Annotated in this window: 20 protein-coding genes and 4 pseudogenes; 12 read left to right on the top strand and 12 right to left on the bottom strand. The window is 34.5% G+C overall.

The window, feature by feature from the left end:
• Positions 1 to 89: 89 nt before the first annotated feature.
• Positions 90 to 1,367 (bottom strand): adenylosuccinate synthase, encoded by a 1,278-nt coding sequence (locus ABWU67_RS03110; protein WP_341822172.1) that lies wholly within the window; start codon positions 1,365 to 1,367, stop codon positions 90 to 92.
• A 180-nt stretch (positions 1,368 to 1,547) separates the two neighbouring features.
• Here ABWU67_RS03110 and ABWU67_RS03105 point away from each other — a divergent pair, with 180 nt between their 5' ends.
• Complete coding sequence (locus ABWU67_RS03105) at positions 1,548 to 3,152, top strand: hypothetical protein (RefSeq protein WP_353282178.1); 1,605 nt, start codon at positions 1,548 to 1,550, stop codon at positions 3,150 to 3,152.
• A 51-nt stretch (positions 3,153 to 3,203) separates the two neighbouring features.
• On the opposite strand, the gene ABWU67_RS03100 is transcribed toward ABWU67_RS03105, so the two are convergent.
• On the bottom strand, positions 3,204 to 3,620 hold the full coding sequence (locus tag ABWU67_RS03100) for a GNAT family N-acetyltransferase (RefSeq protein ID WP_353282177.1): 417 nt from the start codon (positions 3,618 to 3,620) through the stop codon (positions 3,204 to 3,206).
• Between the two features lie 8 nt (positions 3,621 to 3,628).
• Complete coding sequence (gene ccmC / locus ABWU67_RS03095; RefSeq protein WP_151807941.1) at positions 3,629 to 4,339, bottom strand: heme ABC transporter permease CcmC; 711 nt, start codon at positions 4,337 to 4,339, stop codon at positions 3,629 to 3,631.
• Positions 4,340 to 4,474: 135 nt separating this feature from the next.
• Here ccmC and ABWU67_RS03090 point away from each other — a divergent pair, with 135 nt between their 5' ends.
• The 4 genes from ABWU67_RS03090 (at position 4,475) to ABWU67_RS03075 (ending at position 6,229) form a co-directional block, all read left to right on the top strand.
• Positions 4,475 to 5,305 carry a pyruvate, water dikinase regulatory protein gene (locus ABWU67_RS03090; protein WP_006280267.1) on the top strand — a complete coding sequence of 277 codons (831 nt, stop codon included), beginning with the start codon at positions 4,475 to 4,477 and terminating at the stop codon, positions 5,303 to 5,305.
• Between the two features lie 49 nt (positions 5,306 to 5,354).
• Positions 5,355 to 5,483, top strand: coding sequence for a type B 50S ribosomal protein L36 (gene ykgO, locus ABWU67_RS03085; protein ID WP_006279631.1), 129 nt, complete (start codon positions 5,355 to 5,357; stop codon positions 5,481 to 5,483).
• A gap of 49 nt (positions 5,484 to 5,532) precedes the next feature.
• Positions 5,533 to 5,847: an FtsB family cell division protein gene (locus ABWU67_RS03080; RefSeq protein ID WP_010962526.1), complete on the top strand. Its 315-nt coding sequence runs from the start codon at positions 5,533 to 5,535 to the stop codon at positions 5,845 to 5,847.
• 79 nt (positions 5,848 to 5,926) lie between these two features.
• On the top strand, positions 5,927 to 6,229 hold the full coding sequence (locus tag ABWU67_RS03075) for a transposase (protein ID WP_264373917.1): 303 nt from the start codon (positions 5,927 to 5,929) through the stop codon (positions 6,227 to 6,229).
• Between the two features lie 124 nt (positions 6,230 to 6,353).
• On the opposite strand, the pseudogene ABWU67_RS03070 reads toward ABWU67_RS03075, so the two are convergent.
• The 3 genes and pseudogenes from ABWU67_RS03070 to ABWU67_RS03060 form a co-directional block, all read right to left on the bottom strand.
• Positions 6,354 to 7,212, bottom strand: a pseudogene (locus ABWU67_RS03070) (IS630 family transposase).
• Positions 7,213 to 7,272: 60 nt separating this feature from the next.
• Positions 7,273 to 8,226 (bottom strand): IS481 family transposase, encoded by a 954-nt coding sequence (locus ABWU67_RS03065; protein ID WP_353281999.1) that lies wholly within the window; start codon positions 8,224 to 8,226, stop codon positions 7,273 to 7,275.
• A complete protein-coding gene (locus ABWU67_RS03060) occupies positions 8,148 to 8,513 on the bottom strand; it encodes an IS3 family transposase (protein ID WP_353282229.1) in 366 nt (121 codons plus the stop codon). Before ABWU67_RS03060 ends, ABWU67_RS03065 begins: the two co-directional genes overlap by 79 nt.
• 41 nt (positions 8,514 to 8,554) lie before the next feature.
• On the opposite strand from ABWU67_RS03060, the gene ABWU67_RS03055 reads away from it, so the two are divergent.
• The 6 genes and pseudogenes from ABWU67_RS03055 (at position 8,555) to ABWU67_RS03030 (ending at position 10,460) form a co-directional block, all read left to right on the top strand.
• A protein-coding gene (locus ABWU67_RS03055) for an IS5-like element ISWpi1 family transposase (protein WP_353282041.1) occupies positions 8,555 to 9,387 on the top strand; the annotation gives its coding sequence in 2 pieces (ribosomal slippage) (positions 8,555 to 8,924 and positions 8,924 to 9,387; 834 coding nt in all).
• Positions 9,380 to 9,520, top strand: a pseudogene (locus ABWU67_RS03050) (transposase); the annotation flags it as partial. The gene ABWU67_RS03055 and the pseudogene ABWU67_RS03050, both read left to right, overlap by 8 nt.
• An 18-nt stretch (positions 9,521 to 9,538) precedes the next feature.
• Positions 9,539 to 9,694: a hypothetical protein gene (locus ABWU67_RS03045; protein ID WP_353282244.1), complete on the top strand. Its 156-nt coding sequence runs from the start codon at positions 9,539 to 9,541 to the stop codon at positions 9,692 to 9,694.
• Positions 9,695 to 9,843: 149 nt separating this feature from the next.
• Positions 9,844 to 10,005 (top strand): hypothetical protein, encoded by a 162-nt coding sequence (locus ABWU67_RS03040; protein ID WP_353282145.1) that lies wholly within the window; start codon positions 9,844 to 9,846, stop codon positions 10,003 to 10,005.
• A complete protein-coding gene (locus ABWU67_RS03035; protein ID WP_353282176.1) occupies positions 9,998 to 10,195 on the top strand; it encodes an IS3 family transposase in 198 nt (65 codons plus the stop codon). The genes ABWU67_RS03040 and ABWU67_RS03035 overlap by 8 nt, the downstream gene beginning before the upstream one ends.
• A gap of 1 nt (position 10,196) precedes the next feature.
• Entirely contained in the window at positions 10,197 to 10,460 is a 264-nt protein-coding gene (locus ABWU67_RS03030) for a hypothetical protein (protein WP_353282175.1), read from the top strand.
• Here ABWU67_RS03030 and ABWU67_RS03025 read toward each other — a convergent pair.
• From ABWU67_RS03025 to ABWU67_RS07250, 4 genes and pseudogenes are all read right to left on the bottom strand, one after another.
• On the bottom strand, positions 10,457 to 11,539 hold the full coding sequence (locus tag ABWU67_RS03025; protein WP_353282174.1) for an efflux RND transporter periplasmic adaptor subunit: 1,083 nt from the start codon (positions 11,537 to 11,539) through the stop codon (positions 10,457 to 10,459). The genes ABWU67_RS03030 and ABWU67_RS03025 overlap by 4 nt on opposite strands.
• 201 nt (positions 11,540 to 11,740) lie before the next feature.
• Positions 11,741 to 12,823: a Fic family protein gene (locus ABWU67_RS03020; RefSeq protein WP_174515935.1), complete on the bottom strand. Its 1,083-nt coding sequence runs from the start codon at positions 12,821 to 12,823 to the stop codon at positions 11,741 to 11,743.
• Between the two features lie 237 nt (positions 12,824 to 13,060).
• Entirely contained in the window at positions 13,061 to 14,809 is a 1,749-nt protein-coding gene (gene dnaG / locus ABWU67_RS03015; protein WP_341822133.1) for a DNA primase, read from the bottom strand.
• 618 nt (positions 14,810 to 15,427) lie between these two features.
• A pseudogene (locus ABWU67_RS07250) lies at positions 15,428 to 15,514 on the bottom strand (WPE palindromic element domain-containing protein); the annotation flags it as partial.
• A 195-nt stretch (positions 15,515 to 15,709) separates the two neighbouring features.
• Here ABWU67_RS07250 and ubiG point away from each other — a divergent pair.
• Positions 15,710 to 16,885 (top strand): bifunctional 2-polyprenyl-6-hydroxyphenol methylase/3-demethylubiquinol 3-O-methyltransferase UbiG, encoded by a 1,176-nt coding sequence (ubiG, locus tag ABWU67_RS03010; RefSeq protein WP_015589098.1) that lies wholly within the window; start codon positions 15,710 to 15,712, stop codon positions 16,883 to 16,885.
• 11 nt (positions 16,886 to 16,896) lie between these two features.
• Here the strand turns inward: ubiG and ABWU67_RS03005 are convergent, their stop codons facing one another.
• The gene (locus tag ABWU67_RS03005) at positions 16,897 to 17,319 is read right to left on the bottom strand and encodes a TrbC/VirB2 family protein (RefSeq protein ID WP_338482224.1); all 423 of its coding nucleotides are present in this window, start codon (positions 17,317 to 17,319) and stop codon (positions 16,897 to 16,899) included.
• An 18-nt stretch (positions 17,320 to 17,337) separates the two neighbouring features.
• Positions 17,338 to 17,841, bottom strand: a pseudogene (locus ABWU67_RS03000) (transposase); the annotation flags it as partial.
• Between the last annotated feature and the right edge of the window lie 11 nt (positions 17,842 to 17,852).

The raw sequence follows: 17,852 nt of genomic DNA, 5'->3' as shown, positions 1-17,852 counted from the left end.
AACTTCGCATATCCTACTTTATATACTTTATCCTCTCACTTTATCTCTTTTTTGAGATTACGTACAGGCTCTAAGATACAAAGACGTTTTCAGAAATCTTTAAGCTTAATAACATCCTCTCTCTTTGGACTAGTTGAGATTAGATGAATTGGTACACCTATTAATTTTTCTAACCTGTCTATATATTTTATTAAATTGATAGGCAATGCTTTAATCGACCTTTTACCTTGAGTGTTTTCTTTCCAGCCAGGAAACTCTTCATATATTGGCTCTAATTCCTCTTGTATTGAATGTGATGCGGGTAAATAATCATACATTTTTCCGCTATATTTGTAATCAGTGCATATTTTAATTGTATCAAAAGAATCAAGCACATCTAATTTGGTTAATACAATGCTTGAAACTCCAGAGAGTTGTACGGCCTGGCGCACTAAAACTGCATCGAACCATCCGCAACGCCTTCTTCTATTGCTCACTGTTCCAAGTTCCTTACCTATAGTAAACAAGCTATCTCCTACTTCATTTTTCTGCTCAGTAGGAAATGGGCCATTGCCCACTCTTGTTGTATAAGCTTTTACCACACCAATAATGTAAGCATTGGAGGATAACCCTGAGCCTGTTATTGCTTGCGATGCTACAGTATTACTTGAAGTAACAAAAGGGTAAGTTCCGTGGTCGATATCTAAAAATGCGCCTTGGGCACCTTCAAATATTATTTTCTTACCTTCTTTCATCAAGTCATTTAATATCTTCCACACAGGTTTTTTATATGAAAGAATTTTTTCTGAAATCTCTTGAATTTCCTTTAATATTTCTTCTTTTTTAACTACCTGGTAGTTAAGGCCTTTCCTGATAGCATTGTGGTAATTCAAAAGAGTATCCAATCTTTTATTGAACTCATCTGCGTTTTCTAAGTCACAAAGGCGTATAGCTCTCCTCCCAACTTTATCTTCATAACATGGTCCTATCCCTTTATTTGTTGTACCAATTTTGTGATTTCCATTTAAATCTTCAAATAGCTTTTCCTTGTCCTTATGTACGCTAAGTATTAATGGACAGCTCTCAGATACCATCAAGTTGTTATAGTTTACGTCTACTCCTTTAACTTTCAATGACTCTATTTCTGAGATTAGAGCGTGTGAATCAAGAGCAACGCCATTTCCTATGATAGATATTTTGCCTGGCCTCAAAACAGCAGAGGGCAGTAAATTTAATTTATAAACCTCATCATCTACTACTATAGTGTGCCCTGCATTATTTCCTCCCTGAAATCTCACAACTACATCTGCATTCTCAGAAAGATAATCTACTATTTTACCCTTGCCTTCGTCACCCCATTGCAGACCAACAATTACAATATTATTCATCATTATTTTCTAGATTAATACATAAATATTAATGCAGTACGCTACAAATGGAAAGAGAAATCTACGCCTTTCCTACACCCCTTAAATAAAGAAATATACTGTCGATTTTCTTAATATATTACCAAATTATTCATCATTATATGATATAACTTACAGCATATTTACAGTAAGGTGTTATTTATGAAAGAGACAAAAGGAAAAAATAATAAGAGTCCAGTAGTTAGATTAAAGGCCACAGCTAAAGAGTTCAATTTTAGTAAATTAAGAGCAGATCAAGATAATAAATTAGCGAATTCCGGTGAAACAATGTTCTTAGATTTTCAAAGGATGAATTTTATTATTAACGGAAAAGAAATAGATAAAAATCTTATTATTGCATTTAAGGAAGGAGCTAAGCACCGCAAAAGCGAACTTTTTAATAGTGATGATATATATAATGACGAAATATTTAACAAAAAAGGAACAAGAGAAATAGATACGGATCATGGCAAAGCTTTTGTTGCTTCAGTACTCGAAGATATTGAGAAAGAGCTTGTAAGTAATGCATTGGGTGAGCTATGGAAAAATCACTGTGAAAATTCCAAAACTGCCAATCATCAAAAAACCGATTCATATAAGAAAGAATTTGAAGAATTTTACAATGCTGGCCAAAGGTATATCCATCTATTACCAACAGAGAAAGATGAAAACAAGGATTACCGTTCCTTTGCAAAAGAAGTTTTCAAAAAAATGTTCAGATACGCTGGGGCAGAAGTTCCAAGTAATGCTATTTTAGAAGAGCTAGTCACCAATTGTAATCAAGCAGGGTATAAGGCTGCTCCATTTATACAAACTCAACTTGCACTTGGACAGTCGTTCATAGTAGAAAATCCTAAAAAAGTAATAAACATTGATTGTGCTAACCAAAATAATGTGAGAATTAGATCTGATATGAGGCTACCAATACTCTCTGTTAAAAATCAAGTTATGCATGGCGATAAGATATGTAATCTGTCTAGTTCATTGGAATTTACAATTGAATCTCACAATGGTGAAGGCTTTGTAACATACAGAGATGGTAAATTGTCACTTACTATTCCTAAAGAGTTAAAAAATTATAAAGATAATGGCAAGAGCTTGTTTGACATTATTAAAGAATATTTTCAGAAATTCTGTGCAAAATTAGGATTTAAACCTGAGACAAAAATACAAATAGAGCATGGCTTCGGTGCTCAAAGTAACTATTTAGATGGTACAATATCAACCACAGGATCAGATGCAAATGAAGAATTTATCAATCTTTTAAGCGAAAATCTCAGAGAGAGGTTATTGGGGTCAGGAGTTGCTCTAGAAGATGAAGATGTTGATGATATTGTTGAAGTCAGAGTATCTACCGTTATAGATCTATTGAGTGATTATGCTAAATTGGAAGATAATAAAGAACACAGAGAGTTATTAATAAGTAAAGTAGCAGATAATTTAGGACTTTCCACTCAAGATAAAACAGCACCAGAAGTATTGATGGAATTAGGCTCTTTACCTTCTTTGACAAAAGGTCAGGTTAATCATAATCAAGTGCAGTCTGTTGTAAATACTTTTATTAAGTTAATTATTGAAGGGAAAAGCGAAGTATACAAAAAAGGAGGTGCGATTAATGCAATTGATGCAATTCATAAGGAGATAGATAAGGCAATTGTTGAGCAAGAAAAAAAAGCAACCAACAAACAAGATATAGAAAATGATAAATGGACAGATAGAATCAAAAAACAGAATTATTCTGCGGAATCACATGAACATTTACCTTAAAGATACTGGTAGGCTCCTTAAATATTTTAGAGTTCATGGTTGCAACGGTTGCTATTTTACAGTGCATCTCACAACACTTTCTTCAAAAATATACATGTTAACATACCCTGGACGTACAAGATCACACTTATACCCAAGCTTTTCATAAAATACTTTCGCTTTTTGAAAATTCGTGGTTGCAACGGTTGCTATTTTACAGTGCATCTCACGACCATAATCATGAACTTCTTCCATTAGCTGCTTTCCCATACCTTTTCTTCTATAATCAGAGTGCACCCAAAGCAAGTCAGTGTAAATTGAACCATAGATAACAAAACCGCTACAACCTGCAATAATTTGTTCAGTATCATCGCGAATAAAAAAAGCAAATGGGTTACACGTACCTTTATCAACGGTTTCTTCATTAATCTTTTTGAGTAGGAATTCAATGTCTTTGCTACTTGGTGATGTGGTGTGTTCTATTTTCATCTCTCGGCCTAATACCGCATACTGATTTCTCTCTTTATCTTATATAAATTAATTAAGTAAAGTGAATACAGTATCCACACTACTAAAAAAAATGTGGCACAAAACATAAACATTGCAACCAGTGGCAACAGCAGGGAACTTTCTATTGCTATTCCACCTTTTCTCAAAATGCTTGCTGGCTGATGGAGAGTGGACCATAAATTCACGGAAAATTTTACTATAGGAATATTTATAGCACTAAAGATGGCAAATACTGCTGCTGATTTTTCTGCCCTCGCTTCATTATCAAAAGCGCTCCACAATGAAAGGTAGCCAACATATAGGAAAAATAAAATCAGCATTGAAGTAAGCCTTGCATCCCATACCCACCAAGTGCCCCAGGTTCCTTTTCCCCAGATGCTGCCTGTGATTAAGCATATTGCAGAAAAGACTGTCCCTGCAGGAGCAGCAGCATGTGCCAAGACACTAGCAATGCTATTGTTCCACACCAATGAAATGAAACTGAGTGATGCAATTAATCCATATATTCCAAGAGCAAGCCATGCAGAAGGCACATGAAGATACATAATTCGTACAATTTCTCCTTGTTTATAATCTTCTGGGGAGAAGAATAACGCCAAAGACATTCCAATTAAAAAACATGCGAAACAAATCACCCCAAGCCAAGGTAGAGCTTTCTTAGAAAAATAAGAGAAATTTGTAGGCTTTAATAAAAACATTCATTTTGAGAATAATTGTGTTAAGAATTTACCAATTAGTTTGAGTTTTATCAACAGGATAGTTTTTCTATATTTACGTAGGTCAACAAATTAGCATAATTTCAGTAGCAGATTGCTAGCTATTATTTTTAGTATATGACCCTTAAAAAGCTTAATCTACACTTAGTATCAGATTCAAGTGGTGAAACTGTTATATCAGTTGCAAAATCAGCTCTGAAACACTTTCGTTCTGTAGAAACGATCGAATATGTTTGGTCTTTTGTAAAAGGAGAAGAGCAGATTGACAAAATTCTGGAGGAAATTAATAGGAAAAGTGATGAGCATAATTTTGTTATATGCACTATTACTGATGATGAGCTAAGAAAATATCTAAAAGATAACTGTATAAAGTTGAAAATTCCCTATAGAGCAATATTATCACATATTATTAGAGAAATTTCGTCTTATCTTGAAATTGAAAAAGACGAAAAGCTTGACTTGCATACTGAGATAAATAACGAATATTTTCAGCGCATTGAGGCAATAAACTACACTATTAATCATGATGATGGACAAAATATTCAAGATATTGATAAAGCAGATATAATTTTGGTTGGAGTTTCACGTACATCAAAATCTCCCACCAGTACGTATTTAGCTTACCGAGGCTATAAGGTTGCAAATATTCCTTTTGTTAGTGGGGTACCCTTTTATGTCGACTTGGCAAAATTAAAAAATAAACTGACAATAGGGGTAACAATAGACGTAAGTAGGCTAATAGAAATACGCAAAAATAGACTTACTTCAATTAACAACGAAGATAATAATATATATGCTAACCCTGAGAAAGTAGAAAAGGAAATTAAAGAAGCAGAGGAGCTCTTTAAACAGAATAACTGGCCAATTATCGATGTCACGCAAAAGTCGATCGAAGAAGTATCAGCAACAATTATACAATATTTTAATAAAATGTTATCAATTGACTAACTCTTGATAAGTGATTATAATGTAAAGTAATTTAATTCTTACTATAGATATGAAAGTCAAAGGGTCGCTAAAATCTCATCGTAACAGAGATAAAAATTGTAAAGTTGTGAAAAGGGGTGGTAAGATTTACATTATAAATAAGGTAAAGCCAAGGTGTAAAGCGCGTCAAGGTTCTTAGCTTTTTGTTCACCTTTTCATGTTATATATTTTTTATATGTGAAAGTACGGTGCTTATATCTAAAAAGAAGCAAAAGTTACTGTGTTTAAGCGCAGCCTTACTCATTTCTTCCCTTACATTATATTTCAGCATTAGCACAATTACAGGTAAACGTGGCTTATTGACGTTAATCGATTTAAAAAAAGAAATCGAGTACAATAAACTTTTGCTAAAGGATGTCTCTTCTGAAAAGGAAAAGTTGGACAACAAAGTATTTGGCTTATATGAAAAAAGCTTAGATTTAGATCTGCTTGATGAGCAAGCAAAAAATGCTTTAGGTTATGTGAACCCTAATGAACTTATGGTTGTTCTTGACGTGGAATAGCAGTAGTGACCTTACCCAGAAAAAGTGGAGAGAAAGAAAAGAGTTTTTTTGGGTAAAATAAAATTTTGGAGGATTAGAAATGGTAAGAGAATATACGGCAGAATTCAAATTGGAAGCTGTTAAACTGGCAAATGAACAAAGAAAGGCAGGTCAAACAATTACAAAAATAGCAAGAGATTTAGGAATAAAGGGTGGTTTATTAGGAAAATGGATAAAGAAACACAACGAAAAAAAGTCAGCGGCAAATGCATTTCCAGGTAGAGGTAACATGGCTCCTTACGACAAAGAGAGGTTTGATTTACAAAGCAAGAGTAACAAGGGAAAGAGACATTTAAAAAAAAGCCCTGGCCAGTCAAAAAGAGTAAAATATTTTTTTATATAGTAACTGCTATAAAGTACAGGAATTATGTAGGGTTTTCTGCTAGTGGCTACTATAAGTGGACCACAAGAAAAATAAGCAGTAGAGAATCAGCAAATATAGCATTTCTCATAATAGTCCGAATAGGTCATAGGAAGGCAGAATCAACAGCACGACGAAAGGATTCGAATAGAGGAATGTTTTTCCTGGCTCTGTTTTTTATAGCAAACCAATGATGCTCAATTTTGTTAAAATCTGGAGAATAAGGCGGCAGATACAAAATTTCTGCACCGACTCCTTTAGCGAGCTTGATAAGCTTATCAGACTTATGAAAAGTAGCATTATCAAGAATGACAGTTTGTCCAGGTTCTAAGATCGGTGCCAAAAATTGCTCAAACCATCCATTAAAAATATCCATATTACAGTGGCCTTCAAATGTTAATGGAGCAACTATCTTTCTTCTACTTAAGGCTGCAACCATGCTGATTCGTTGAGTTTTTTTTCCAGATTTTAGGGCATAAAATCGCTGTCCTTTCTGGCAATACCCATATGGATAGTCCTCCGTGTTATCAATCCCAGACTCATCTATATACACTAAGTTTTCTGGTTCTTTTGTTGCTATAATTTTTAAGAATTCAGCACGTTTTTCTTCGTTCCTTTCCTTGTATCCATATGTCTTTTTTTGCGCGTAAATCCAATTTTTCTGAGAGCTCGGTGGATCGTTTCGATACTAACGTTGCCCCAAAGTTTAGCCATTTCCGACAGAGTTTTTCTACCGTGTTTTTTAGCAAATTCGATAAACTTATTCCAGTCGATAATTTTCTGATTGTAACCTCCATTACCGAGTTTTTTGACTGAAAGTCGCCTGTTTCTTTTTTTCTTTGCTTCCACTCCCACAAAGTAGTTCGTCCAATTTTAAATCTTGCTGCCACTGCTTCTCTGCTTTCCCCTTCGTCTAGTGCTTCCATTGCTTTTTTTCTTAAATCATAACTATATGCTGCCGGCATCCAACCTCCTTATCGCCATCTATCCTTAATCTTATCATATCCGGACTTCTGTGGAAAGAGCTATAAGATGTATGGTCCCAGAGTGTGATGGTGTGGATTTAGTATAAATAATTCTGGAGACTGTGTCCACTGATAACATATAAATTCATAAGGAGTAAGACCCTTAAGAGTTTTGAGTCTCTTTGCATAATTATAAGCCATAACAAAGTTATAAAGGTGTTCTTTAAGTTGCTGGTGCGATTGATAGTAATACTTCTTAACTGTAGCATCCTTTAAAGTTTTATTCATACGCTCGACTTGCCCATTCGTCCAAGGATGGCTAACTTTTGTCAAACGATGTTCAATAACATTCTCTTCGCAAACTCTATCAAATATATGTTGGAAAGCATACTTATGACGCTTCTGGTTTGTAAATTGTATACCGTTATCTGTCAAAATAGTATGGATTTTATACGGTAAAATTCTAATCAAATTACGTAAGAACTCAGCAGCTATGGGTTTTGTAGCACTGTTACACAACTCAACATAGGTAAATTTGGATGTCCTATCAATAGCAACAAACAAATGTAATTTGCCCTCCTCAGTTCTAACTTCAGCAATATCAATATGAAAGTAACCGATAGGATATTGTTTGAATTTCTTTTTTGACTTAACTTCTCCATCAACAGTTGGTAATCTGCTAATGTTGTGTCTTTGTAAACAACGATGCAAGCTAGAGCGAGTCAAATGCGGAATTGTAGACTGCAGAGCGTAAAGGCAATCATCTAGTGGCAGTAGTGTATACTTGCGAAATGTAACTATTATAGCTTCCTCTTCTAGCGTTAAAACAGTTGATCTTGGATGCTTTCGACCCATATCAGCATCTTTCGTAAATGAACGTTTTCTCCACTTAATAATAGTTTTTGGATTAAGGTTATAATGCTTGGAGAGTTTTGCTATGCTCTCTTTTCTATTTTGTATTGCTCTACGAATCGTCTGTGTTGTTTTGGCGCACCCATGTAATATCTGTCCCATAATGACTCCTTAAATGATGATGATAGTATACCATCACTCTCTGGGACCATACATCTAAACTTTCTTTTCAGTATAGCCCTGATGTCATTTTTCTGCATAATACTTTGCACCGTTTTCAAATTGCAACTTTTACCCAAAGCCTTCAATTCAGCATGAATTTTAGGAGCTCCATATCTACATTTAGAAACTTGATATATTTTTTGAATAGCTTCGAGTAGCTCTTTATTTGCTGATTCTCTACTGCTTATTTTTCTTGTGGTCCACTTATAGAGGTTGTCCGGAAACAAGTAAAAGGCTATAATATCTGAAATTTTAGTACGGGGTAAAGATGAGAAAAAAGTATCCAACAGATCTAAGCGAAAGGGAATGGGCAAGAATAGAAAAACACTTCAGAGTATCATACAAGAAAGGAGGAAGGCCGCCAAAGTATAGCAAAAAAGAAATATTAGAAGCAATTTTCTATGTATTGCGTACAGGGTGTCAATGGCGGTATTTACCAAATGATTTTCCGCTATGGAAGACTGTGTATGAGCAGTTCAGGCAATGGAAGAAGCAGGGAATTTTTGAGAAAATGAATTATGAAATTACAAAATATAGTAGAAGAAAAATAGGAATGAATGAGCAGCCGAGTGCCTGTATAGTAGATAGTCAATCTGTAAAGACTACAGAAAAGGGGGGATCAAAGGCTATGATGGAAGTAAAAAAGTAAAGGGTAGAAAAAGGCATATAATTACAGACACTCAGGGTTTTATACTAGGTTGTTACGTAGGCGCTGCTAACGAAAATGATAGAGATGGTATTAAAATAGCATTAAACAATATGAGAACAAAATATACTAAAGTTAAAAAAATGTGGGCTGACATGGGATACCAAGGAAGAAATTTAAAGAATCACATAAAGGAAGAATATGACATAGATATTGAAATTGTTAAAAGGCCTCCATGTAGATTTTGGGTGCACAAAGATACGCCACCTGAGCTACTACCAACAAGAGAACAAGGGTTTAAAGTACAGCCAAGAAGATGGGTTGTAGAAAGGACTTTTGCTTGGGTTAATAGGAATAGAAGGCTATCGAAGGAGTATGATTTACTCACAACATCCACTGAGAATTTCATATACCTAGCTATGAGTAGGGTTATGTTAAAGAGGGAATATGCTTGAATTTACTAGTTTCCGGACAACCTCTAAAGAGCTACTCGAAGCTATTCAAAAAATATATCAAGTTTCTAAATGTAGATATGGAGCTCCTAAAATTCATGCTGAATTGAAGGCTTTGGGTAAAAGTTGCAATTTGAAAACGGTGCAAAGTATTATGCAGAAAAATGACATCAGGGCTATACTGAGAAGAAAGTTTAAAATTAAAAAACAACAAACAGATAATAGAGCTGTAGCTCCCAATATACTAGATCAAAACTTTATTGTTGATCAACCAAATATAGCCTTTCTTATAATAGTCCGAATGCGATAAGATATGTGTTTATGGCTATAGCAGGCCAGTAGCATATTACGGTCTGTTCGGATTATTGTAAAAAGAGCTATAAAGTATGGGATTACTTACATCAAAACCAAGGAGGGATGGCTATATTTGGCAGCAATAATTCTCACGTATGGTAGTTAATGAGTAGTGCAATAAATAAACAATTGGTTATGAACTCTTTATTAATGGCCATTAATAGGCGTAAACCTGTTAAAAATCTACTGCTGCACAGTGACCAAGGTTTACAATATACTGCGCAAGGGTATCAATATCTCTTAGCTGTAAAGAATATAGATGAGTAATAAAGGCTGTTGTTACGACAATTCTGTTGCAGAAAGCTTCTTTAGCTCATTGAAAAGAGAAATACTTATTGATACTTCACAACACTCTGCTCAACAAACTAGAACTGCAATATTTGAATACATAGAAATTTTTTATAACAAACAACGTCACTATTATAGCTCTTTTTACAATAATCCGAACAGACCGTAATATGCTACTGGCCTGCTATAGCCATAAACACATATCTTATCGCATTCGGACTATTATAGCTCTTTTTACAATAATCCGAACAGACCGTAATATGCTACTGGCCTGCTATAGCCATAAACACATATCTTATCGCATTCGGACTATTATAAGAAAGGCTATAACTATTGCATTCCAGAACAATTTGATGCATCATTCTTTTTGTAAAAAACATTCCACACTTTCTCTCCACTTTTTCTGGGTAAGGTCAAAGGATCTTATGTCTTAAACCTTATCACCAGGCTTAACAAATAGGTGGCCCAATACTATTAACTTTATGGGTTTATCTTCGTTATTTGCTACTATCCAAACCCCATCGCTCTCATGATCAACAATTTCTATTGGTGCAAATACTACATAATTATTGTCATCAACAATCTTTATTCCAAGAGCACCCTCGTCACTTAAGCTCAGGGCTGAAGAAGGAACTTTATATGCAAATCTTTCGCCTGAAGGTAGCCTTACGTTGGCAGTTAGTCCCTGCAAGGATATCATTTTATTATTAGTTACCTTTACTTCTACCCTATAAGACCCAGTTTTAGGCTCAGCAATTTTACTAATAAAACTTACTTCACCTGCCAATTCTTTTCCGTCCAGCAAATTAATTTGAGCTGTGCTGCCTAGCTCTATTTTATTTACTTCATTTTCCGAAACGTATAACACTACAAGAATTTGATCGAAATTAACCACGTCAGCTATTTTTTGCCCAGCATTAACAAAATCCTCTTCGTTTGCATTGATTTTATCAATATAACCATCTATAGGAGATGTGACTGCAGTATTTTCTAAATCCAATTCTAGCCTTTTTAGGTCAGCTTTTGCACTTTGTAACGCAGTAAAAGCTGCTTCTACTTGTATTTGTGCCCCATAGCCTTTTTTATTCAGTTTGTGAGAGGAATCATACTCAATTTCACGCTGCTTTAATAAAGCTTTGGCTTTCTGAGCTTGCTCAATCCTGTCATAATCTTCTATCTTTAACACTACATCATCTCTTTTTACCTTTTCACCATCAGGTAAATAAATAGCAATAATCTTACCACTTATTTTTGAGACAAGGCTAGCTCTATGTAAGGGATTTACTGTACCAGAAAAATTTAAATATATAGTGCGGTTTTGCGGCGCACATTCTTGAGTTTTTACTGAAAAGCTACTAGTTGCATTATCGCTATGAACCGCCTGATCTTTTTTTAAAAATGCACTACTGATAAAAAACAGTAGAATAAAAGCAATACTGGAAATGATGATTACTTTATTTCTCATCTTTAAACAATAGAATTTGTTGACCAATCTTGTTAGAAACAACTGCATAAATTTTCGAATCAGAAATGTAAGTATAATACATGTACCATTGTCACTCCATAAATAGTTTTATATGAGAACAAACACAAGATTTTCCTATAATAAGTAAGTTTTTTATTGCTAAAATGCAATTTTTAATCGAATAAAATTGCAAACAAAGTTGTGCATAAGACTGGATTTAAAAAAATCTCGAAAAACATACTAAAACTTTTAAATAATAACTTTATATCTAGTGGCTTTGCCTTCTCCAAGACGCTGTAAGTATTTCATCCCTAGCAGTTTCTTTGTAATTGCCTCTACTGTTCTTGGAGGAAATCCTAGAGCTTCTATAGCATCTTTTCTACTAAATTCTTTATCTGCAAGGCTAAGTGCCCATTCCCAGAAGAATAATTGTTTTCTTGATAATAAATATTCAGTATTCTCCCTCTCAAGAATATAATGCGCCTCATTTGCTTGCGTTTTGAGCACATTAAGAAAAAATATTAACCATGGGGAAATATCTTCTTTGCTACTTTTCCAGCTACTTTGTGTTTTATTAAGCGCTAAATAGTAATCAAGTTTGTTAGTTTCAATTATCTTTTCATGTGATACAATAGATACAAAATCATAACCCTGCTGCAACAGCATTAAATTAGTCATCAATCTACTAGTTCTGCCATTCCCATCTTGAAAAGGGTGTATTGCCAGATACTCAAAAACAAAGTTAGCAATAATAATAAGAGGATGCTTAAATTTATTATTTAAGGACCAGTGATACCAATCAATAAGCTCTTGTACTTCCTTTCTAACAAGGTAAGGTGGTGTGGGATCAAAAATTATACCAACAACTTTTCCATTCTGATCTTTTGCCTCAACTCTATTAGAACTTGCTTTGTATTTTCCTCTATGATACAAATCTTTTTCACTATAAAGTAGCATCTGGTTGTTAATGTGCAATATTGATGACTCACTAATTGGAATATCCGTATAATCATGAAATATTAGTTTAAGCATTTCTAAGTAGCCAGCAATTTCTTGCTCATCTCTATTTTTAAATTTTTTGACACGTAGGTTTTTATATAGATCCTCAACTTCTTTATCGGTTAGACGATTTCCTTCAATACGGTTAGAAGCGCCAGAAGATGTAACAATAACTGAATGAGTTAATCTTTCAATTGTTTGTGGTAGTAGTTTTTTCGTTATCTGCCAGCTATTTTTAACACTATCAACTGCAGTAATTAACTCGTACACTTGCTCAATTACAGGCCCTTCTAGGTTGAGACGCGTACTAAGACGAAAATTCTTCCAGTTCATATTCTTCTCACATGCATATTATGTGAGATAATGTGAGATAATGTGATAAAAGTCAATAGTAAACTTTATATGCACAGCAGAGCTAACTACAAAAATTATACATTTTCAAGTGATCCTAACCATATCAAAAACTACAGGGCAAAGCTGTTAGAGGAAGGCTTAATTAGTTAAAAATTTCAATCTTATGTAAAATATTGTCTTATTTTGTAATTTTCTTGTTGACTAACGAGACGATATCTACTTTTCAATAAACTCCATTTGCATTTCTTGTATACTGCTTTCTATTTGCTTTATTTGTTCTATCAACCTTTCCTCTAAGTCAAGATTACCGCTCAGCCTCGCTTCGGTTCTTTCTTTTCGTAATGCATTTAACTCTTTTAGTAACACTATATTATTCCACACAATTTCTGCAGATTTTCTCTCGTTCAGTTGGCTATTTAGTACACTAGTTTTTTCAAATACATACTTTATAACGTTAAACTGTTTCAATTCTTGTAACAAAGCCTCTTTATCGAGTTTGCTTTTGTTACTTATTACATCAATTATACGCTGTTGTAATCTTTTCATCTCATTAGTAAATTCAAAATGAGAAAATTGCTCAAAAAATATAGGACGGTTCAAGATTTCAGGAAATTCTACGGCTATACGCAAAATTACGGCCTGATTTTGCTCTGCTTCAATTAGCTCTGGAGACTTGTTATGAAGATACTCACCTTTTGTTGCTCTAGTTTTACTATTAAAAATCTGTTTTTTGAAGCTACTTCTTAGTTCACTAGCCTTATTGTAAAAATAATCTCTGTAATACCTTCTAATACTGCTGTTGCTAATAGTATTTACATATTCCATGAACTTGTGCTCAAGAATTGAATATTTTTCCGGAGCAAGTTTTTCATAATTTTGCAAATTGCTATCGATTATGTGATGCCATAAATATTCAGAATGCAGTTTTGTTGAATGGTCAAGAGCAGTCAACACGTCTTCTTTCTTGTATGCCAGTTCGTTACATATATCGTATGGATCTTTATTACTTGGCAAAGTCACAAACTTTAACGTGTATCCAGGCTCTAATATTGGCAGAGCAAGTTCTGCAACTCGAGTAGCAGCATGACGTCCAGCACTATCGCCATCCATACAGATGGAGATTTCTTTAGCAAATCTCCATAGATTTTTTATCTGTTCTGCAGAAATTGCGGTACCAAGCGGAGCAACTGCATTACTAATTCCTGCTTGATGTAGCGCTATAGCGTCCATATATCCTTCAACAACGAGTATGTGCTGTTTTTTACGTATTTCGCTTAAAGCAAAGTTTAATCCGTATAAATTCTCCCTCTTCTTGAAGAGCTGACTCTCTGGACTGTTTAAATATTTCGGCTGTTGCTCAGAACTTAGCGCACGTCCGCCAAAACCAATAACTCTCCCTGCAATGCTCTGTATAGGAAATATCAGCCGGTCATAAAAATAATCATGAAAATTTTTGTTTACTAATCCAATATCAATTAAAATTTTGTCTTCAATACCTGAAGAGTTTAAATACTCTTTCAAACCAGAGCTTGGTGCATAACCTATCTTAAATTTATCTATGATTTTAGGTAAAATCTTACGCTGCTTTAAATAATCTACAACACCTTGATTTTTTTGTGCAAACCAATTTGCAGCTAAATCAAGCGCTAAAAATAGTTTATTGTCCTCTTTTGTAATACTAAGATTTTTGGGCAGTTCAACACCTGTAACCGATGCTAATTTTTCCAATGCTTCTTTAAAGCTTAATCCTTCAGTTTGTGAAATAAATTCAAATGCATCACCACTAGCCAAGCAACCAAAACAGTAATATAACCCCTTAGTATTGCTCACCGAAAAAGATGGGGTTTTTTCGTTATGAAATGGACAGAGCCCAACAAAACTATCTCCTCTTTTTATTAATCTGACTTTTTTACCTACTAGGTCGGATAATAATAATTTTGATTTTATAATATCTATATGATCCATCTTGTTAAATTAGTAGTAGGATAAAAATTATATAGAATTTATACACATCTGACTCGAAATTTATTTCTATAACTAAAGCAATTTAGATTTACCGACAATGTAGCTATACAAATTCAAGAGCAATCCTGTCATCCAGGTAGCCCACAGAAACAAAAAACTTCCTTGACAAACCTCGCCAGCGCCCTTATCATGAAACTGAAGCTATTTATTTATCTTCTCTGTACAGATTAAATGACAAAAAAACTCAACGTATCTGGCGTCTCATGTTTAATTTTTTGCACTATGTGCACCTTATGTCTTTATCAAATTTCCGGGTTTTGACCTACACAAGCTGAAATACGCTTATAAAGCATTTAAAACATTAAAAAACGCCAACTTTAAAAATGGATAGTGAATAACTAGCTACCCTAGGGTTTCTTTTGCCTTTTTTTCTGTTTAGTAAATTTCTTAACGTTTATAATTTAGATTAGTTGCGGCTTAAAAGCAGCTAAATCGCGGTTATTAAGTGTTTAGAATAAAAAAACGCCATACTTGAAAGTATAATGTAAGTAATTAGCCAACCACGGGGCTTCTTTTGCCTTTTTTTTCGTTTGGTAAATTTCTTAATATTTATACAGAAGGTGTCATTCCAGTGCTTGACACTGGAATCCAGTTCTTATTATACAGCTATCTGGTGTACTTATTTAAAATTAAGTTTTCTGGATCTCAGTGCCAAAGCACTGGGATGACACCCTTCCTGGCGGAGATTATTCTCAAATCACAATGTTCGTACAGTTGTGGAATGAATTGCGGTATGACGTAGGAAAACCTTAGCTATAGCTTTAGAACTCCCAAAAGGTCAGAAGCATTGAATGACTTGACAGAAAGTTCAAACCCATATAAAATGTCCTTATTTCTTATATGTTAGGTATAGTATCAATTGCCTCAGATCATGCTGGTTATGAATTAAAATCAGAAATAAAACCTTACCTGGAAGCCCTAGGTTACAGAGTAGTAGATCAAGGCTGCACTGCTAAGCAAAAGTGTGTAGATTACCCAAACTATGCTGTTAAAGTTGTAGAAGATATAACAAGCAAAAAAGCAAATTATGGGATATTAATTTGTGGTACAGGTTTGGGCATGAGTACTGTGGCAAATCGTTTTGAAGGAATCTACGCTGCTTTATGTAACAGTGTTGAGATCGCAAAATTAGCTCGCGAGCATGGCAACGCAAATGTACTGTGTCTTGGTGCAGGATTTACTGCGAGTGGATTAGCAAAAGACATAGTCAAACAATTCCTCGAAACAGAATTTTCAAAAGAAAGCAGACATAAAAAACGCCTTGATAAACTCAGCAATATAACCTCTAAGAAAAAAAAAACAAAAACTTATAACGAAGATGAAATATCAAAATTCGCTAAAATGGCAGGCCAGTGGTGGGATGAGAACGGCAAATTCAAACCATTGCACATGATGAATCCTGTTAGAGTATCTTACATTATTGAGAAAATAAAAGAGTTAAAAAAATGCAATTTAAAAGAATTATCATTGCTTGATGTCGGGTGTGGTGGTGGCATTTTGTCAGAGTCAATGGCACGCGTTGGCATTAACGTTGTGGGAATAGATGTATGTGAAGAAAACATAAAAGTAGCGCATTCACATGCGAAAAAAGTAGGGTTAAATATAGAATATATACACACCAGCATTGAAGAGCTAAGCAATGACAAGAAGTACGACGTGGTTCTGTTGATGGAAGTAGTTGAACATGTGGATAATTTAGAGCTTTTCATGAAAAAAGCGATAGAACTGCTAAAACCGGAGGGGTTAATCTTTATATCCACAATAAATAGAACTATTAAATCCTTTTGTCTTGCAATAATTGGTGCAGAGTACATATTAAATTGGCTGCCAAAAGGTACACATAACTGGAATAAATTTCTCAAGCCGTCAGAAATTGCAAATCACTTAAGAGAAAATAATGTAACGCTGCAAAACATGGCTGGCATGGAGTACAACGTAATAAAGCGTGAGTGGAATCTAACTAAAGGCGTGGATGTTAATTATATACTCTGCGGTTTGTTAGATTTAACTCTATAAAAGCACCATTTTCACTTCCAATACTTTGAAGGATCTTGGCCAGCTTTTATACAGTAGCCTTTATTAGTTAGCGCCCAACCGGAACGACAAGCATAACCTGTACCTACACGTTCATATCCAGGAGCAGCAACACACTTTCCATTCTCCAAGGTTTGACCTTTAAAAAGACAACAAACTTCTTTTTCTGTTACCTTTGTTACAATTTGAGGAGCACCAAAAAACACAGCAACAAACATACCCAGTGCGAAAAGTGCAGGCCAAGGCATTCTGCCAAATATTGCAAGTAAGCTTGAACCAATTATTACCACTGTAATCATTGGTCCACCTATTCCATGAACGTAACCTATTACATTACACATTACATCTGTTGCTCCATCAGCGTGTGCATCAAATGCATAGAAAACTATAAATAGAATTACAAGAAAATTTCCCATTGTTCTTCTAAGAAACTCCTAAGAACCTTCTTCATCTATCGGCTCCTCTTTCATTAGTATATAACCAAATTCCTTTGCTTTTTTAGTCAAATTTTTGACTACTCTCTCTTTGTAGAGTGTTTCATAATAGTTCATTCCTTTTTCTACATATTCTTGTCCATATTTTAGCATATTATAAAAAATACATGCTAATTTCCTTGCTGTAGCAGTGATCGCTTTTGGTATCCCTAGTCGCTTCTTTAACCTCCTGCAGTATGCACCAAGTGCAGTGTTGCTTCTTGATACACAATGAGCAGCAAGTCGCAAGGCAGTTGCAGCACGATTAACAACTTTACGAGTTCTTGTTCCAATAATTTTCCCTCCTGTAATTTTATTAGCAGGACTTAATCCGAGCCAGGAAGAAAAATGCTTTTCTGTCCTCCATTTATTGTGATTTATACCTGTTTCTGAAATGACAGCCTGTATACTTAATACATCAAGTCCTGGAACTCTAGTAAAATCCATCCCCGTTATTCGATATATAGCATTTCTCA

This window comes from Wolbachia endosymbiont (group A) of Aleiodes leptofemur, assembly GCF_964028465.1.
Lineage (GTDB): Bacteria > Pseudomonadota > Alphaproteobacteria > Rickettsiales > Anaplasmataceae > Wolbachia > Wolbachia pipientis.
Note: the sequence above shows the minus strand (reverse complement) of the source record. Positions and strands in the feature narration are given on the sequence as shown.